17 protein-coding genes are annotated in these 16,664 nt (G+C 58.5%); 12 read left to right on the forward strand and 5 right to left on the reverse strand.

All coding sequences use genetic code 11. The features are described from left to right. Positions 1-5 precede the first annotated feature (5 nt). The 3 genes from CKV99_RS13590 (at position 6) to CKV99_RS13600 (ending at position 3,748) form a co-directional block, all read left to right on the forward strand. Positions 6-719: a glycerophosphodiester phosphodiesterase family protein gene (locus CKV99_RS13590; protein WP_092258390.1), complete on the forward strand. Its 714-nt coding sequence runs from the start codon at positions 6-8 to the stop codon at positions 717-719. A gap of 24 nt (positions 720-743) precedes the next feature. After that, positions 744-1,658, forward strand: a complete 915-nt coding sequence (locus CKV99_RS13595) for a DUF5926 family protein (protein WP_092258302.1) — start codon at positions 744-746, stop codon at positions 1,656-1,658. Between the two features lie 221 nt (positions 1,659-1,879). Continuing rightward, positions 1,880-3,748, forward strand: a complete 1,869-nt coding sequence (locus tag CKV99_RS13600) for an MFS transporter (protein ID WP_092258299.1) — start codon at positions 1,880-1,882, stop codon at positions 3,746-3,748. A 302-nt stretch (positions 3,749-4,050) separates the two neighbouring features. Here the strand turns inward: CKV99_RS13600 and CKV99_RS13605 are convergent, their stop codons facing one another. Both CKV99_RS13605 and CKV99_RS13610 read right to left on the reverse strand, forming a co-directional pair. Further along, the gene (locus CKV99_RS13605) at positions 4,051-5,295 is read right to left on the reverse strand and encodes an LCP family protein (RefSeq protein WP_092258297.1); all 1,245 of its coding nucleotides are present in this window, start codon (positions 5,293-5,295) and stop codon (positions 4,051-4,053) included. Positions 5,296-5,321: 26 nt separating this feature from the next. Next, positions 5,322-6,029 carry a CPBP family intramembrane glutamic endopeptidase gene (locus CKV99_RS13610; protein WP_092258294.1) on the reverse strand — a complete coding sequence of 236 codons (708 nt, stop codon included), beginning with the start codon at positions 6,027-6,029 and terminating at the stop codon, positions 5,322-5,324. Positions 6,030-6,055: 26 nt separating this feature from the next. On the opposite strand from CKV99_RS13610, the gene pheA reads away from it, so the two are divergent. Together pheA and CKV99_RS13620 are read left to right on the forward strand one after the other, a co-directional pair. Next, the gene (pheA, locus tag CKV99_RS13615) at positions 6,056-6,985 is read left to right on the forward strand and encodes a prephenate dehydratase (RefSeq protein WP_092258291.1); all 930 of its coding nucleotides are present in this window, start codon (positions 6,056-6,058) and stop codon (positions 6,983-6,985) included. Next, positions 6,986-7,585 (forward strand): histidine phosphatase family protein, encoded by a 600-nt coding sequence (locus tag CKV99_RS13620; protein ID WP_092258288.1) that lies wholly within the window; start codon positions 6,986-6,988, stop codon positions 7,583-7,585. It begins immediately after the preceding gene. 18 nt (positions 7,586-7,603) lie between these two features. Here CKV99_RS13620 and CKV99_RS13625 read toward each other — a convergent pair whose 3' ends face one another. From CKV99_RS13625 to CKV99_RS13635, 3 genes are read right to left on the reverse strand one after another with little or no spacing between them, the layout of a single operon-like run. Then, a complete protein-coding gene (locus tag CKV99_RS13625) occupies positions 7,604-7,951 on the reverse strand; it encodes a metallopeptidase family protein (RefSeq protein WP_092258285.1) in 348 nt (115 codons plus the stop codon). Continuing rightward, a complete protein-coding gene (locus CKV99_RS13630; RefSeq protein ID WP_231910100.1) occupies positions 7,948-9,015 on the reverse strand; it encodes a septum formation family protein in 1,068 nt (355 codons plus the stop codon). The genes CKV99_RS13625 and CKV99_RS13630 overlap by 4 nt, the downstream gene beginning before the upstream one ends. A 9-nt stretch (positions 9,016-9,024) precedes the next feature. Continuing rightward, positions 9,025-9,777 carry a GntR family transcriptional regulator gene (locus tag CKV99_RS13635; protein WP_092258283.1) on the reverse strand — a complete coding sequence of 251 codons (753 nt, stop codon included), beginning with the start codon at positions 9,775-9,777 and terminating at the stop codon, positions 9,025-9,027. 114 nt (positions 9,778-9,891) lie between these two features. Between CKV99_RS13635 and serS the strand changes: the two genes are divergently transcribed. From serS to CKV99_RS14895, 7 genes are all read left to right on the forward strand, one after another. Next, a complete protein-coding gene (gene serS, locus CKV99_RS13640) occupies positions 9,892-11,151 on the forward strand; it encodes a serine--tRNA ligase (protein WP_092258280.1) in 1,260 nt (419 codons plus the stop codon). 1 nt (position 11,152) lies between these two features. Next, complete coding sequence (locus CKV99_RS13645; RefSeq protein ID WP_092258277.1) at positions 11,153-11,986, forward strand: lysophospholipid acyltransferase family protein; 834 nt, start codon at positions 11,153-11,155, stop codon at positions 11,984-11,986. Beyond that, the gene (locus CKV99_RS13650) at positions 11,986-12,801 is read left to right on the forward strand and encodes an HAD family hydrolase (protein WP_092258274.1); all 816 of its coding nucleotides are present in this window, start codon (positions 11,986-11,988) and stop codon (positions 12,799-12,801) included. The genes CKV99_RS13645 and CKV99_RS13650 overlap by 1 nt, the downstream gene beginning before the upstream one ends. A gap of 143 nt (positions 12,802-12,944) precedes the next feature. Beyond that, positions 12,945-14,651: an ATP-binding protein gene (locus tag CKV99_RS13655; protein WP_092258271.1), complete on the forward strand. Its 1,707-nt coding sequence runs from the start codon at positions 12,945-12,947 to the stop codon at positions 14,649-14,651. A gap of 416 nt (positions 14,652-15,067) precedes the next feature. Then, entirely contained in the window at positions 15,068-15,745 is a 678-nt protein-coding gene (locus tag CKV99_RS13660) for a hypothetical protein (RefSeq protein ID WP_092258268.1), read from the forward strand. A gap of 235 nt (positions 15,746-15,980) precedes the next feature. Next, the gene (locus tag CKV99_RS14890; RefSeq protein WP_231910101.1) at positions 15,981-16,250 is read left to right on the forward strand and encodes a hypothetical protein; all 270 of its coding nucleotides are present in this window, start codon (positions 15,981-15,983) and stop codon (positions 16,248-16,250) included. Beyond that, the gene (locus tag CKV99_RS14895) at positions 16,214-16,654 is read left to right on the forward strand and encodes an ATP-binding protein (RefSeq protein ID WP_231910102.1); all 441 of its coding nucleotides are present in this window, start codon (positions 16,214-16,216) and stop codon (positions 16,652-16,654) included. The genes CKV99_RS14890 and CKV99_RS14895 overlap by 37 nt, the downstream gene beginning before the upstream one ends. Positions 16,655-16,664 lie beyond the last annotated feature (10 nt).

A 16,664-nucleotide genomic window follows, 5' to 3' on the forward strand; every position in this document is an offset into this window, starting at 1 on the left:
AAGGCATGAAGATTGTTGCCCACCGCGGCTATTCCGGTAAGTACCCGGAGTTGTCGCCGATCGCTTTCGAGGAGGCGTTGAAGCTGCCCATCGCGGGCATTGAGTGTGATGTGCGGTTGACGCGCGACGGCAAGGTGGTTGTCCAGCACGACAAGGACGTGGACCGCACGTCTAACGGCACTGGCTTTGTGGCTGAGATGGATTTTGCGGAGCTGCGCCGGCTGAACATTGGCACCCCGGAGGCGCCGCAGCAGATGATGCTTTTCGACGAGCTGCTCGAGATGCTGCAAGACTACCCGGGTAAGGAACTGTTCGTGGAGACGAAGCACCCCACCCGGTTCCTCGGTGAGATTGAGGAACAGGTAGCCCTGCGTTTGCGCTATGCCGGTCTGCATGAAGATCCTCGTATTTCGTTGATTTCTTTTGCCCATGGCGCTATCCGACGCTTCACTAGGCTATTGCCGGAGTTGGACAGCTACTATTTGGTGGACCCGCGCGACAAGATTTTCCGGCTGACCCAGTTGTTCGTGTGTAACCCGAAGGGTTTGGGCCCGTCGATTACGCAGGCCAAAGAGCAGCGGAAGCTTGTGGGTCTGCGCGGTAGGCCGACCTATATCTGGACTGTGGATGATCCCGCCGACATGCTGTGGTGCCGGGATATGGGGGTGGAGGTGATGGCAACGAACCTGCCAGAGTTGGCGCTGGAGACAGTGCGCTAAACACTGTGCGGTAGATTAGGCAGCATGGCCAAAAAGAACCGTAAGAAGAAAGAACAGCTGCCTGAGGGTATGAGCCGCCGCCAGGCGAAGCTGGCCGCCCGTGCAGCTGAGCGCGAGGCGTTGCAGAAGGACCCACGCCCCTACAAGGGTCTGGCGGCTGAAGCTGACCTGGTAGCCCTGCAGGAGTTTGTTCCTTCTGCCGTGGCAAAGGTGGAGGTGAAGGGCACCCCTGTTAATATCGCCACTGTTTTGCCTGGTGCAGGTGCTGCGATGGTGCGTTCCGATGACGAGGGCGGCGACCGTTTCGTTGCGCTCCAAGCCCAGAAGCGCTCCCACAACCCGGGCCGGGACCTGGCTTACGCCCTGAGCTGGGTTCTTGAGGCCAATGCTGGCGATTCTTTGGAGTCCACCGTGGCCGACGGCACGCAGCCGGCGATCATGGACTTAATCGCAGCGGACGCGGTGCTGGAGATCACCGAACATAACGATTTCAACTGGTGGTTTGCTAACGCTTCTGGTGCTCCACTGGAGATTCAGCAAGCGCTGCAGCGGGCGAATGAGGCAATCATCCCGTCGACCCAGGTGGCCAAAGATCTACCCGGCTCCATTTGGTGGGTGAATCCAGGTGGAGGGAAGGCTCATATTCGTTGGGTACGCACCGAAGATAATGAAAATCAGATGCTCAACGCGCTGGCGCGTATCGCCGCCCGCGACGGGCTTAACCTGGGTGAGGGCACCAAGTTTGCTGGCGCGTTCCGCACCCACGGCCTGGTGGTCCCGGTATTCGACTTGGACCCAACCGTGGACGCCAACTCTTATGATGATGCCCTAGCAGCTTTGGACAAGGCGATCGACGCTGAGTACGACAACGATGCCCAGCTCAACGCTGACGAGCGGAAGCAGTTGGACAACATCAAATCCCGCCAGGTGACCATCTAACAGCCCGCCTGCCGGGGTATTCCGGCAGGGTAAAACTTTTTGCCGAGGTGCGCCTTTTCAATTAGAAAAAGGCGCACCTTTCCTGTTCAATGTGATGTCGGCCTGGAACACGAGACATGTCGCCCCGTCGCCCGCGCGTATCGCGCTGTGGACGCGGGGCTTAAATCTGATCACGCCACCGAAGCCTAATTCCCCGTACGTTTTCCTGTAAGAGAGGCTTCATGGCACAACCAGCCCAAAAACAGTCCTTGACCATCATGATCGCCGCCGCGTTGGCAGCATTTATTGCAACGTTTAACGAGACTTTCCTGAACGTCGGCTTCACCCCAATGATGGCCGACTTCGGAGTTGACGTTTCTACCATCCAGTGGCTTGCCACCGCCTACATGCTGGGCGCGGCGGTGATGACACCGACAGCTGGGTTCTTCATGCGGAGCTTTGGCACTAAGCCACTGTTCCTGGCTACCACATCAACGCTGATCATCGGTGGCATTATTACTGCCTTGGCGCCAAATTTTGGGGTGATGCTGGTCGGTCGCATTTTCCAGTCCATCGGTACGGGCCTGCTGGTGCCGATTGGCATGATGATCGCCTTAACAGTGGCACCGCGTCCGAAGCTGGGCACCTTCATGGGCATCATGGGGGCGATGACCACCCTCGGCCCTTCGGTGGCCATCTTGGTGTCTGGGGTGATTCTTGAATTCGCGCACTGGCGCGCTCTGTGCTGGTCCTTTACGGGCCTGGCAGTGGTGGTATTCATCATTGGCTTGTTCACGGTGTACAACATTTCCGAGAATGCGCGGGCTCGCCTGGACATGACATCGGTGATCCTGGTGGCCATCGCCCTGATTGGCCTATTGTACGGAATCTCGACGATCTTCGGCCCGGCCAAGCTTGTGGCGACCATCGCGTTCGTTGTGGGGCTGATGGCTCTGTGGCTGTTTGTCAAGCGCCAGAACAATCTGGATGATCCGTTGATTAACCTCGCCCCACTGCGTATTTACCCGTTCACCGCCGGCGTACTGATCAATATTGTGGCGCTAATCATCGTCTTTGCGATGAACATCCTAGTGCCTACCCACCTGCAGTCGGTCCACGGCACTACAGGTTTGCAGGCGTCGCTCGTGCTGTTCCCGGCGATCCTTTTGGCTGTCGTCTTCGGCCCGGTCGCTGGACAGATTTATGACAAGCAAGGTGCGAAGCATCTCCTACCGGTCGGTATGGCGCTCATGGCGGTATTCTCTGTAGCTACCGCCTGGGCAATGGGCGGCAGCACGTTATGGCTGATTACTGTGCTTTACATGCCGGCGATTGTCGGCTCTGCAATGACGATCGGTCCTGTCCAGTCCTTCGCCCTTTCGACCTTGCCACGTGAACTCAATCCGCATGGCGTGACTATTTTCTCCACCTCGTTCCAGATCGCGGGTTGTATCGGTGTTGCGTTGTCTACTGGCATTTATGGCGCGGTGATCGCTTCTGGAGGTGGCACTGATGAGGCTGCGAACAATGGCATGCTGTGGGTGGGCATTGTACTGTTCGTTATGGCTGTCATCGCTACCGTGCTGGGGTGGACTGGGACTCGTGCGACTGTTGCTTCCCCGACCGTCGACGATTCGGCGGACGAGGTTGCAGATACTCTGGTGTCCACGCTGATGAAGAGAGATATTTACCACCTGCACCCCAATGACACGATCCGTCAAGCGTTGCACCTTTTCGTCGATAAGCGAATTTCTGGTGTGCCACTTATCGAGGACGGTCGCCTGGCAGGATTCGTTTCTGACGGCGATGTGCTCAACGCAATCGGAGATTCCGTCCCCGCGTTCACCACACCATATGCACTGTTAGTTCACAATGATTCGGAGGAGTTTGAAACCGACGTTGCGCGGGTTTTGGAGGCTCGCGTATCGACGATTGCCACCCCGAACGTGATCACTGTAAATGTGCACGATGATCTTGGGCAGATCTCGACAGTTCTCGCCGAGAAGCATCTGAAGAAGGCGCCCGTGGTCAACGATCACGGAAGTGTCGTGGGTATCATCAACCGTTCCGATATCAACCGCTACTTGGTCACCACCTACGTGGTTGCCTAAGCTTGCAGCTTTCTGGAAGGAGCGGTTTCGCGGGGTTAAGTTTGTTTACCGTAAAGAAACCTGGCAAGGTTGGCGTCAGCAGTCATGTTCCTAGACGGGGTAGGCTTTGGGGGTGATTCCTTGCATCTTTTATAGTCAAGGTTGTGGAACTGCCCTGCCGGTTACGGCACAGCGGTTCGGGCCCCGACGATTGCTGCTGGCACTCGGGGTCCATTTTATTCTTAAGGGTTAAATTCATACACTGCAGTACTATCTGCTAAAACCTGCTTAAAACACTCATGGTGAGCGTTTTCTTCAGCGCTTTAGCGCATCGAGTTGAACAGCTCCTCGGCGGCGTATTCGTCCCAGAGCACCACGTTGCCCACGGACGTGTCCATGAAGCCACCGACCGGGACGGTCTCAGCGCGCACCCCGCCCGCCATGGCCAGCGCCATGCGCCCTAGGTGCCAGAGGTGGTCGCCTTCACCGACGATGAGCATGCCGGTGCCGCTGAAGAGCAGTGAGGTCATGCGGATCGGGTTGAGGAATGTCACAGGTGACGTGAGCTTGCCGACGAGCGCCCCGAAGAACTGGCGTTGTCGCGCGACGCGATCGATATCCCCTTGGGCGGTGGCGCGGGTGCGCACATAACCTAGCGCGGTGGCGCCGTCTAAGTTTTGGCAGCCGGGCTGCACATCCAGCGCGGCCAGTGGATCAAAGATCGGCTCCTCTACACAGATTTCTACCCCGCCGATGGCGTCGACGATGCCTGCAAGTCCACCCATGCCGATTTCCATGTAGTGGTCGATCCGCAGGCCGGTTTCTTGCTCCACGGTGGTGGACAGGAGTTTCGGCCCGCCGTAGGCAAAAGCGGCGTTGATCTTGTCTTCGCCGTAGCCGGGGATGGTCACCAGAGAGTCCCGAGGGATACTCACCAACGTGGCCTCGCCCACGGTGGGAATGTGTAGCACCATGATGGTGTCGGTGCGGCTCGGGCCCACTTCACCACCGGTGCCGAGGCGCGCTATGTCTTCCTCGCTTAAACCTTGGCGTGAGTCAGAACCCACCAGCAGCCAGTTTGTTCCGGAAGTATTGCCAACGGGTTGGTCGGGGAAGGCGTCGACACGCGTCAGGCGGGCGTCCGCCCACAGGCCCACCACAACAGCGAGCACAAGCACGATAGCCAGCAGAGAGCTGCACCCAGAGAAGCAACCCCTCCGTGGTCGGCGGCGACGGCGGCGGGGCACGCGTGACGACGACCGACTTGGCCGCTCCGAGACCTGCAAGGGGACATCATGATGAGTAGATGCGTGGCGGCGTGGTTCATACGGTGCGTGGCGCGGCGCGTACTCTTGGCGTGGTTGCTGCCGGGGGCGTTCAGGTGGCAGCTGCTGCCGGGGACGTTCAGGTGGCAGCTGCTGCTGCCGGGGTTCCTGCTGCCGGGGTTCCTGCGGGCGCGGGCGGCGGCGCACGGGCCGACCGTAGCGGTCGACCAGCGGTTGTCCGTCGCGACCAAGGACGTAGTTGTCGTTGTCGCGGGCATCGGATGAGCGGAAGTCCCTAGACATGGTAATTATCGTAGCGCTAATCCGCGCTACAACCCTAGCCAGCTGAGATCAAGCAGTAGATATCCGACAAACGCCACGGCGTCGATGAGGAAGTGTGCGATGATCAGTGGCCAAACGCGCCCAGTGCGGTGATAAAAGTAGCCGTACACCACACCCATGACGATATTGCCAAAGCCGGCCGAAACGCCCTGGTAGAGGTGGTAGGAGCCGCGCAGTAGGCTGGAGGCGCCGATAGCGGCCCACGCCGGCCACCGCAGTTGTTTCAGCCTGCTGATCAGCCACATCACAACCACGACTTCTTCGCCGAAGGCGTTGGCGGCACTCCACACCAGAAGCAGAGGGATCTCCACGCCGTCGGTGGTGGGCACTACCTCTTTGCTCAAACCCAGCTGTAATGCTGCAACGTACAGGCCTAAGCCAGGAATACCGATCACCGCGGTCAGCACGCATGCCCACCCGACGTCGCCCAAGCGTGGGCGTGGCAGCCCGGTGCCCAGCAGGAACAGTGCCAATCCGCCCCACGCGAAAAGGGTGGCGGCGCTGGCCAGCTGCAGCCCAACATCAAGCCATGCCATCTGGCTGGCGGAATCATTGAGCACCACTTGTTGGTCATTGAGTGCCTCTGGGGCGGCGAGCGCGCCGATCAGCCGGAGCACCGACCGCAGCCCGCTCATGCCAAAGGTGATGGTGAGAACCAAAAGGATCTCGATGGAAATGCGCTTCACCTGCACCACTGTAGGTGCACTGTAGGCTGGAGCGCATGACTACTGTTGCTTTCCTTGGCCCCGCTGGCACGTTTACTGAAGAGGCGCTGTGGAAGTTCCAGGAACGTGGAGCATTTGGCTCCGGAGAGATTGAACTTTTGCCGGTGGATTCGCCGTCGGCTGCACTAAGCGCGGTGCGTGCCGACGCTGCCGACTGGGCTGTGGTGGCCATCGAGAACTCGGTTGATGGTGCGGTGACTTCAACCACCGATGCTCTGATTGAGGCGCCGGGCGTGCAGATTTTCCATGAGTTGGAGCTGCCTATCAGTTTCGCCATCATGACGCGTCCTGGCACCACCTTGAAGGAGGCGCAGGTGTTCTCCACACACCCTGTGGCGCAGCGTCAGGTGCGCGACTGGGTGAAGAACAACATGCCGCACGTGACCTATACGGGTGCGACCTCGAACGCGGTGGCGGCCCAGGCGGTGGCGGAGGGGAAGGCGGATGTGGCGGCGGCACCGCTGCGCGCGGCGAACCTGTTCGGGTTGGAGGTGCATGCTGAAGGAATTGCGGATCTGGCCACGGCACACACTCGTTTTATTGTGGTTGGCCGCGTTGACAAGCCAACTGCGCGCACCGGCAATGATCGCTCTTTCGTTGTTTTCGACCTTCCCAATGAGCCCGGCACGCTGGTGGGCGCTTTGCAGGAGTTCGCGTACCGCGGGGTGAATATGTCGCGCATTGAGTCTCGCCCAACAAGAAAGGAGGCTAGGACATATAATTTCTATGTCGACTTGGTGGGACATATTGACGATGCGCCACTAGCAGAGGCACTGCGGAACCTGTGGCTGCGTGCCAACACGCTGACCTTTTTAGGGTCTTGGCCAGCCGCGTCCGGTGAGGCGCGTGAGGGTTCGCTTATCGACGACCAGGCCCGCCTTGAAGAAGCTGCTGATTGGGTCAGGAAGGCCCGGGAAGGACACTAAATGCTGATCCTGTTGCGCCACGGGCAAACTACATCGAATGTGGGCCGTGCGCTCGATACCGCACTGCCAGGCGCGCCCCTGACGGAGCTCGGGCAGCAGCAGGCACGCGAGGTGGGCCCGGAGCTGATGGACCTTTACAACCCAGAGCTGGTAGTCACCTCTGAGGCGCTACGTGCCCGGCAGACCGGCCAGCTGGCCTTTGGGTCGCATTTCGACGACATCCCCGCCGTTGCCGGTCTGCAAGAGATCACCGCAGGCGACCACGAAATGTTGAACACTCCAGAAGCGCACGAGGCCTACCACGGCACTGTCCACTCCTGGTTTGGTGGAGATTCTGATGTGGCGATTCCCGGTGGCGAAGACGCGCACCAGTTCTTGGATCGTTACCGTGGTGGCGTTGCCGAGGCGCTGCGCGGGGGCCACGGCTCGGCGGTGGTGGTCTCGCACGGCGCAGCAATCCGCATGTTCGCGGTGCGTGCCGCTGGTATTGACCCGCAATTCGCTGTGCACAATCCGCTGCCCAATTGTCGCTTTGTGGTGCTTCACCCCACAGCTACCTTCGGCCAGTGGGAGCTGGTGCGCTGGGGCGACCACAGCTAGTCGCGCCTAGCCATAGTCCTAGCCGTAGCCGAGGCGGTGCAGGTCATCTTCTTCAAGCCCGAAGTAGTGGCCCACCTCATGCAGTACGGTTACGCGGACTTGGTGGCGCAGTTCGTCCACGTCGCCAGAGATTCGTTCGAGGGGCTCTTTGTAGATGAATATTGTGTCAGGCAAGAAACCGGCGTGGTTGGACAGTCTCTCGGGTAGCGGCACCCCTTCGAAAAGCCCCAGCAGATTCGGATTGTCCTCGTGGCGGAGCCTGGCTAGTACGACGACGTTGCGCATGCGCTCGGCGAACGCGTCGGGCAGTTCGTCGAGGGCGTCGTCGATGAGTGATTCAAAAAACTCGTCGCTGACTGGGGTCACGGCGCTGGCCTTTCAGCAGGAGGAGGCGATTTGATTGGGTCGCGTGGTGGCTGCTCTGCCGGTGGTTCGCCATCGATGGTGAAGCCGTCGCGCCCGTTAGTAGCTGTGCCCTTCAGGGTGGAGAATCCCCCCTCCTCGTTGGCGTGGACCAGGCTGCAGTTTACTGATCGAGAACCGCCATCCCAGCTGGCTGCAGGCAGAGTGCCCCAGTAGGGCTGGAGTGTGGACTGGTAAAGTTGCTCCTCGCCGCCCAGGTAGTCCATGGCGGCCTGCGTGCACACATTTTTTAAGTGCTCGTCTTGCTCTTCCGAGGCGGGGGTGCGATCAGGGAAGACAGGGGTGAGGTTCTCGATGTGAGTGGCCTCCAGCTGATGGTCCTCAGCGCAATCGACGATGTGGAGCACATTCGAGCTGTCCACCTTCAAACATTGCCCTGGTTCTGCCACCCGTGCCTGATCTTGTTCGGCAGCACGGCCTTCAGTGAGCTGGGGCTTGCCTTTTTCATCGGTGACTTGCAGGCCGCACAGCATGGTGCGGTCGCCACGTTCCCAGGCTTCCGCCGGGGGCAAAATGGGGGCGATCGAGTACTTACCTAACGGGTCGAAACGACCATCGAGGTAGCGGATGGTGGGAGTGTGGCACAGCTCTTCGCGCAGCTGGGCCTGGCGCGTCTGGCTGGGCATCTTTGCATCGGCGCCGAACTCGCTGGTGGGGTAGGTGGCAAGATCTTCGCGCACGGAGACCTCAAAACGGTGGGCGCCGTCGCAGCTGGTCTGCTCAAAGTTTGTGACTTTGCCGTTCGCGTCTACTTCCCAGGTCAGGCACGCGCCCTGGTTCGCAGTGGTGAACGGCGCGATGAGTCCTGGCGTCGTGGTGCTGTCAGCACCGTTGCCGGCGTTCGCCTTGCTACTACTGTTTTGGCTTCCGTCGGTGTGGTTCTGAGCCTGCGCACCGTTGCGGTCTGCGACCGTTGCGTAAGATCCTGCGCCGACGACGCCGACGAGTATGGCAAAAAGCAGGCCTGAGATGCCGGCCCGTGAACGCCAAATGGAAGAAGTAGCCATGATTCAACCCTACTCAAGCGCGAGCTCCACGCGAGTATTGAGGCGATACCGATCAGTGCGGTACACCGAGGAACACAGCTCCACGGGGTGTTCGTCGGAACGCGCGAAGCGCACAATGTGTAACAGGGGACTGCCTGGCAAAACATCGAGCAGGGTGGCTGATTGGTCGTCGGCGGCCACCGCGGTGACTGTCTGGTCTGCCTCAGTGACGGGCAGGCCGTAGTTTTCTTCCAGCAGTGTGTAGACGGAATTGTAGACGTCGTTTTCTAGCAGGTCGGGTGTGAGTTCGCCGTTGTACCAGGCGTCATCGATGGCGTAGGGTTCGCCGTCGCCAAGGCGGAGGCGGCGCAGGTGGATATGCTCGCGGGTGCTGTCGGTGTTGAAGAAGGTGGTTACCTCCTGTGGTGCCGGTGCGCGGGCGGAGAGTAGGATTTTGGACGAAGCCTGTACTTTTTGGGCCCGCATCTCGTCGGAAAAAGAGGCGAGCTGCATTTTGCTCACCAGGGGGTTCGGGGAGACGAAGGTGCCCTTTCCCCGCACTCGGCGCAACGTACCTGCGGCGACGAGGTCACCAATCGCGCGACGTACCGTAATGCGCGAGACCCCATACGTTTCTTCTAGGACGCGTTCGCCCGGCAGTAGGTCGCCGGGACCAAGCTGGTTAGTGCATAGTTCCTCGAGGATTGCGCGGAGTTGGGCATGCTTAGGAACGGGGCCACTGGTGATGGCCTGGTGTGGTAGTTCAGTGCTTGCGCGATCCATACCTACCATCGTACTCCGCTGGTTATGACCACCTCAAGCGTTTGTATGACAGGTAGATAACGTTGGTGGGGGGCGCGCGGAAAACGCTGTCCGTTGTCGGTAGGGTTAAATACTGTGATTGATCTGAAAATGCTCCGTGAGAATCCAGACCGCGTTCGTGAATCCCAGAAGAACCGCGGGGAGGACCCATCGCTTGTCGACGACCTCCTGGCTGCTGATGAAGCCCGCCGTGCTGCCATCGCCAAGGCCGATACCCTGCGTGGTGAGCAAAAAGCGTTTGGCAAGAAGATCGGGCAGGCAGCTCCTGAGGACCGTCCAGCGCTGCTGGAGGGCTCCAATGAGCTCAAGGCCAAGGTGAAAGAGGCCCAAGATGAGCAGAAGGCCGCCGAAGAGCGTGTGGTGGAGCTGCAGTACACAATCTCCAACGTTGTCGAGGGCGCTCCCGCCGGCGGCGAAGAAGACTTTGTTGTGCTGGAGCACATCGGCGAGATCCCCGAGTTCGACTTTGAGCCGAAAGATCACCTGGAGTTGGGTGAGTCCTTAGGCATGATTGATATGGCCCGGGGCACCAAGGTAGGAGGTGCCCGCTTCTATTACCTCACCGGTGATGGGGCGTGGATGCAGCTGGCGATCATGCAGCTGGCAGCCGCCAAGGCGCGTGAGGCTGGTTTTCAGCTGATGATCCCGCCGGTTCTGGTGCGCCCAGAGATCATGCAGGGCACCGGATTTTTAGGTGATCACTCGGATGAGATCTACTACCTTGAGCGCGATGACCTGTACTTGGTGGGCACCTCTGAGGTGGCCCTTGCCGGCTACCACCAAGACGAAATTATTGATCTGTCCGACGGCCCCATCCTGTACGCCGGCTGGTCTTCCTGCTTCCGCCGCGAGGCAGGCTCCTATGGCAAAGACACCCGTGGCATTATCCGCGTGCACCAGTTCGACAAGTTGGAGATGTTTGTTTACTGCAAGCCTGAAGATGCAGAAGAGATGCACCAGAAACTGCTGCAATTGGAAAAAGACATGCTCGCCGCAGTGGAAGTGCCCTACCGTGTGATCGATGTGGCTGGTGGCGACTTAGGTGCGTCCGCTGCCCGCAAGTTTGATACCGAGGCGTGGGTGCCCACCCAGAACACCTACCGTGAGCTGACGTCAACCTCGAACTGCACAACGTTCCAGGGCCGCAGGCTTAATACCCGCTACCGCGATAAAGAGGGCAAGACCCAGATCGTCGCAACGCTCAACGGCACCCTGGCTACAACGCGCTGGCTGGTGGCTATCTTGGAAAATAATCAGCAGGCGGACGGCTCTGTGGTCGTGCCTGAGGCTTTGCGCCCACTGCTGGGTAAAGACGTGATCACTGCGGTTAAATAAGATGGATTTACGCACAGTCGATGGCCAATTTCTGGTACCCGCCACGCTTGACACAGTCCCCGACCACCCGGTGGAGTCGCAGGAAACCTTCTACCAGTGGGTGATCGGCCGCCTAAGAGCACTGCTGCGCTTCCAAAAAGTGGAGGTCACGGTGTATGGTGTTGAGCACGTGCCGACGGCCGGTGGCGGACTGTTCGCCATGAATCACACAGGCTACTACGACTTCATTTTCGGCGGAGTGCCCGGTTACCTCCGCGGGAAGCGGCTGGTGCGCTTCATGGCGAAGAAGGAAATCTTTGACAAGCCCGTGGTGGGCCACGCCATGCGCGCCATGCAGCACATCCCAGTGGACCGCTCCAACGGCCGATCAAGCGTTGATGAAGCTGTCCAGCGCATCAAGAAGGGCCAGCTGCTGGGCATTTTCCCCGAGTCGACGATTTCGCGGTCCTTCGAACTGGCAGATTTCAAAAATGGTGCGGCACGCATCGCCCAGCACGCCGATGCTCCTTTGATTCCCATGGTCATATGGGGTAGCCAACGGTTGTGGACTAAGGGCCGCAAAAAAGAGTTGGGGCGTAACGGCTTCCCCGTGATTATTCGAGTGGGCGCCCCGATCGACACCTCCGGGGAGCCCGACGCGGTCGTCGATAAGCTCAAAGCGTCGATGCAAGAGCTTCTCGACGAATCACGCGCCGAATACAACGAACGCTTCGGCCCCTTCGGAGACGGTGCCGACTGGCTGCCTGCATCCATGGGTGGGTCTGCCCCCACCTTGGAAGAGGCCCGCGAGATTGACGCTAAACTTAAAGCGGAAAAGAAAAAGAGGAGAAAATAATGACACCGCGGCTGATCGTTAGTGATATTGACGGGACCTTTTTAGACTCACACGATCGAGTCAGCCCCCGCCTCCGTGACGCTGTGATGCGCGCCGTGCACGCGGGAACCGAGGTAGCGCTGGCCACAGGGAGGCCGCATCGCTGGATTTTCCCCGTGATTGATCAGCTGCCGATCCGCCCGGTGTGCGTGTGTTCGAACGGTGCGGTGCTGTATGACCCTGCGGACGACAAGATCCTGTCAGCGCACAGCCTCGACCCGGAAACCCTATCTACTGTAATGGCAGCGGCGACTGACGTGTTCGGCGACGACGTTGCCTTCGGCGTGGAACGTGTGGGCCAATCCGCGTTCGACAGTGAGGAAGAATCGTTCCTGACCAGCCCCGGCTACACCACCGATTTGTGGACCGAGGGCCACGGGGTTGCACCGGTACACGAGCTGGCAGCCGAGCCCGCGGTCAAACTGATCATGCGCAACGTGGACATGACCTCGGCGGAGATGTTTGATGTGCTGGTACCACACGTGGATCCGGAGACGGCACATGTGACCTATTCCATGGATGACGGGCTTTTGGAGATCGCCGCGCCGGGTGTAAATAAGGCCACGGGCGTATCGACGCTCGCAGCGATGCACGGGGTGGACCAGCAGGACGTGGCTGCCTTTGGGGACATGCCCAACGATATTGAGATGCTTGCCTGGGCCGGTACGGGTGTGGCCATGGCCAACGCCGCGCCGAGTGTGCAGGACGCGGCCGACATGGTGACCACCAGCAATGACGATTTCGGCGTGGCTTTGGTGTTGGAGAAGTGGTTTTAGCGCGGGGCGTGCTGGGAGGGCCTGGTGAAAGTTCGACTCTCACTTCGAAAGTGTCACTCATTTTCTCAATGAGCGTTTGCAATGAGGGTTGCTCATTACAAATCAGCTGGTCATAGAGTTTGTAATGATGCTATGCTGTGAGCATGACGTGGGATTCTTTCAGGCTCTCTGAGACTCTGGCACAGCTGCGCGCATTCGGTGATGACACCACACTCGTTGAGTGCAAAACGGCCAAGGGAGGTATTCCTGCGGATATTGGTGAAACTCTATGCGCTTTCGCCAATATGCCTCAGACTGGGTCCATCCTTCTCGGGGTTAGTGAATCCTTAGGCTTCGTTGTTACTGGTGTTGACGATCCTTCACAGATGGAGAAATCCGTTGTCAATGTAAATCGCAACTCGGTGGATCCGGCACCACAGTTGCACATTTCGCACCTCGCTGTCGACGGCAAAGCTGTCGTTGCTATCGATGTTATGCCTCTCCTGCCACAGGAGAAGCCTGCCCGCTATCAGAAGAATGCTTATCTGAGGCAAGCAGATGGCGATTATGTCATGAATTCCAATGATCTGCGGATGCTGAGTATTTCGGCCCTGAACGAGCCTGAGCGGGTTGACTACGACTTTGCCCCACTCCCCAGCACTGGCATCGAACTTCTTGACCAGTCAGCCCTGGAGGAATACTTAAAAACGATCCGTTCGTCACGATCCCGCCTTGCGAACATTTCGGATCACCAACAGTTGTTGCAAATGACCAACGTGTGCGACACGAACGGAAACCTTCGCTTGGGAGGCCTCTATGCGTTGGGATATCTTCCACAGGCTTTTGATCCTGCTCTTGGTGCAACAGCTGCGGTTCGGCTCACCCGTGATGGGAGAAAAGGAAGAAACCAGAACCTTGTCGAGTTGGAAGGCCCCTTGCCTGCCATGCTCGAAGCAGGGATGGCCTGGGTGCAGCAGAATACGACTATTACCAGTAGATATAACGATCACGGCCACCTCGTCGACACGCCCGAGTTCCCTCCCTCCGCAATTCGTGAAGTACTAGCTAATGCTTTGGTGCACAGGGATCTGGGTCCGTCACTCGAGGTGGGCAAGAAGGTGGAGATTCGGGTCACTGAGCGGTCTCTGGTGGTGTCGAACCCGGGCGGACTTCGCGGGGTGACGAGGGATCAACTCCTAAGCTCGTCTCTGACGAAAGCTCCGGTAAATAAGCGGCTCTATGAAATTGCTCGGTACCTGCGCATGCCCGACGGCCAACGTGTCATCGAGGGTGAAGGGGGCGGGATCCAAGAGATCTTGACTGTTACCCGCGAGGCGCGTTTGCCTGAGCCGCGGTTTATCGATACCGGCGTTGAATTCAAAGTCATCTTTCCCCGCGGTTCACGTTTTAGCGAAGAGGACGAGGCCTGGCTTTCGTCACTCTCTGACTCGCTGACCCCTACCGAAGAAGACCTACTGGTGACGTTGCGCACTAGCGGACCTATGTCGATCGGCCGCCTTGGACTGCGGTATGTGCCCATGAGTCAGAATGCTTGCGTGGCCATGGTGGACAAGCTGGAATCCCTCGGGGTGGTCTCGCTTGTCGACGACATCGTTGCGCTGGCCGATGGGGCAACAGGCGACCACCCTTCCATCCAGGACCTCTCTTCCTTGGGGGTCAATGTGCCGGCGCTCTTCGAAGCCTTGTCCAGTTTGGGTGATTCCACGGTTCACCAGTTATCCGAATACACCGGGCTGTCTGTTGGTCAAGTCCGATACGCCCTTGACCCCCTCATCACGCAGGGCTATGCCAAAATGAATGGTGGCCAGGGGTCACGTCGGACCACATATAGCCTGACTACCAGAGTATGACTCTCACTCCCACTTCGAAAGTGTCACTCATTTTCTCAATGAGCGTTTGCAATGAGGATTTCTCATTACAAATCAGCTGGTCATAGAGTTTGTAATGAGGCTGAATGGGAATTCTCTCACTCTGAAACTACAAACGCTACGTCATCAGCGGCGCCCGTGAAGGTCAGATCGATGAAGGACTTATCGGCGCTGACACAGCACACTTCATTCTCCTGTTGCCCTGTTCCTAGATCGGCTATAACCTGGTAGGTGTCAAATCCATCGGGGGATCAGTGTGAAAATCATTTATGTAACTGGCGTGCCCACCTTTCGGGAGTACAAGGAATCGACGAATGGGTAGAAGACGCGTTGGAAGGGGGCTACTACGGCGAGGCTGACAATCTCCCCGACTACGGCTACACAGGCAAGGAGAAATTATGAGGACTCAGAACGCGCTGTGGTCCATTGCCGAGGCGGCTATTGTTGCGGTCTGCCTAGCCATTATGCACGGAGCAATCGCGGGTACCTTCCCTGGTTGGAAGTTATTTTTTGTCGTGCTCGTTATCACTATGGTGCTGTGGGTCGGCATCAAACACATTTACCGATCCGTGAACCGGCCCGTGCCTTGGCTGGGTTTCATGCACCCCGAGGTAACCCGAATTGACGGGGGAGTGGAATGGGTCGACCGGGCAGTACGCCCCCTCATTCTCCGCATCCTCAGTACAGCCCTCGTACTACTGCTGTGTGTAGCCTTCGCTGCTGGTTTTGCTGGTTGGGCACACCGGCCCGGACCTGTCATCGCCTTTTTCGTCATGGCCGTGTGGATGCTCCCCCGCTTCTGGGGGAAAGCGCCTGCCACGACCCACGTGCGAGTAACAAACAAGGCGTTAGAGGTAAATCGGTGGCGTGGTAAGGGGCGTCGACAAGCTTCATCAACTGGGCCTGTGCACTATGAGTGGGTGATAGAACGGCCCGGGTTCGCGCTGGAAGTTGTTAAACTCCGCGCGTACGGAAACATCGCCACCGATAACACGACAAGCGACCACCTCGATATTGACTTGCTGAACTTCACCAACGCCAATCGGAAAGATATCGCACGCGAGTTGATGGAGTGAGGCTGCTGGCGCTGGTGCATTGGTTCTAGCGCGGGAGGTTCTGGCAAATCTTCGAGCTAACCCCTGGCAAATCTTCGAGCTAGCGTGTTGAACAGGTAGTATTGCGCCTACGCGAAAAATTGATTCTGAGGTGCCGCGCTATGGTGTCGCGGAAGCACGAGATGTGCTGAGATTTGCCCCACTTCTGGTGGTGCAGGGTGCGCGGCAAGTGGGGAAAACGACACTTCTGCGTCAGGTGTTTGATGGGAACGAGGCAGTTTTTACTAGTTTGGGCGATGCCGCAACGAGGGAAGCCGCGCTGACAGATCCGCGTGGTTTCGTCGAACAGGCCCCGCAGAAGACTTTGGTTATTGATGAAGCCCAGCGTGTTCCTGAGCTTGCTTTGGCGTTCAAGTCCGCGATTGACACCCTCGCCGATCTGGACGGTAGGCAATTACAGGATCTTCTGACTTATTGCGGTCACCAGGCGTGTCTGATTCTTTGGTGGGGAGAGCAGAGTCGTTGAGGGTGTTTCCTTTTAGCCAGGGTGAAATTATTCAGCGGACAATACCCGAGGATTGGGTGGCGTGGATCGTTTCCGGTGCACCGGGTCTGACTGACCTCGCCCCGCTTCACGCGGATGAGGTCCGTGAAACTGTTCTGAGAGGGGGTTATCCGGAGCCGCTGAAGCGCGATTCACAACGCTCTATTGAACATTGGTTTTTGTCGTACGTGGAGAGGATTGCCACCCATGACGTGGCGGAGTTGGTCACACGCAGTGAGTTCGCTTCGCACGTCCACACTTTATTGAGATTGTTGGCTTCGTGGGGCCAGTCTGAGCTGGTGAATGCGAAGGTTGCGCGTTCGGTCGGGGTGTCTGAAAGTGCCGTTTCTAGATTTTTCATTATCGTCAACGAGACGATGAGGTAGACATGGTCGT

This window comes from Corynebacterium cystitidis, assembly GCF_900187295.1.
GTDB lineage: Bacteria > Actinomycetota > Actinomycetes > Mycobacteriales > Mycobacteriaceae > Corynebacterium > Corynebacterium cystitidis.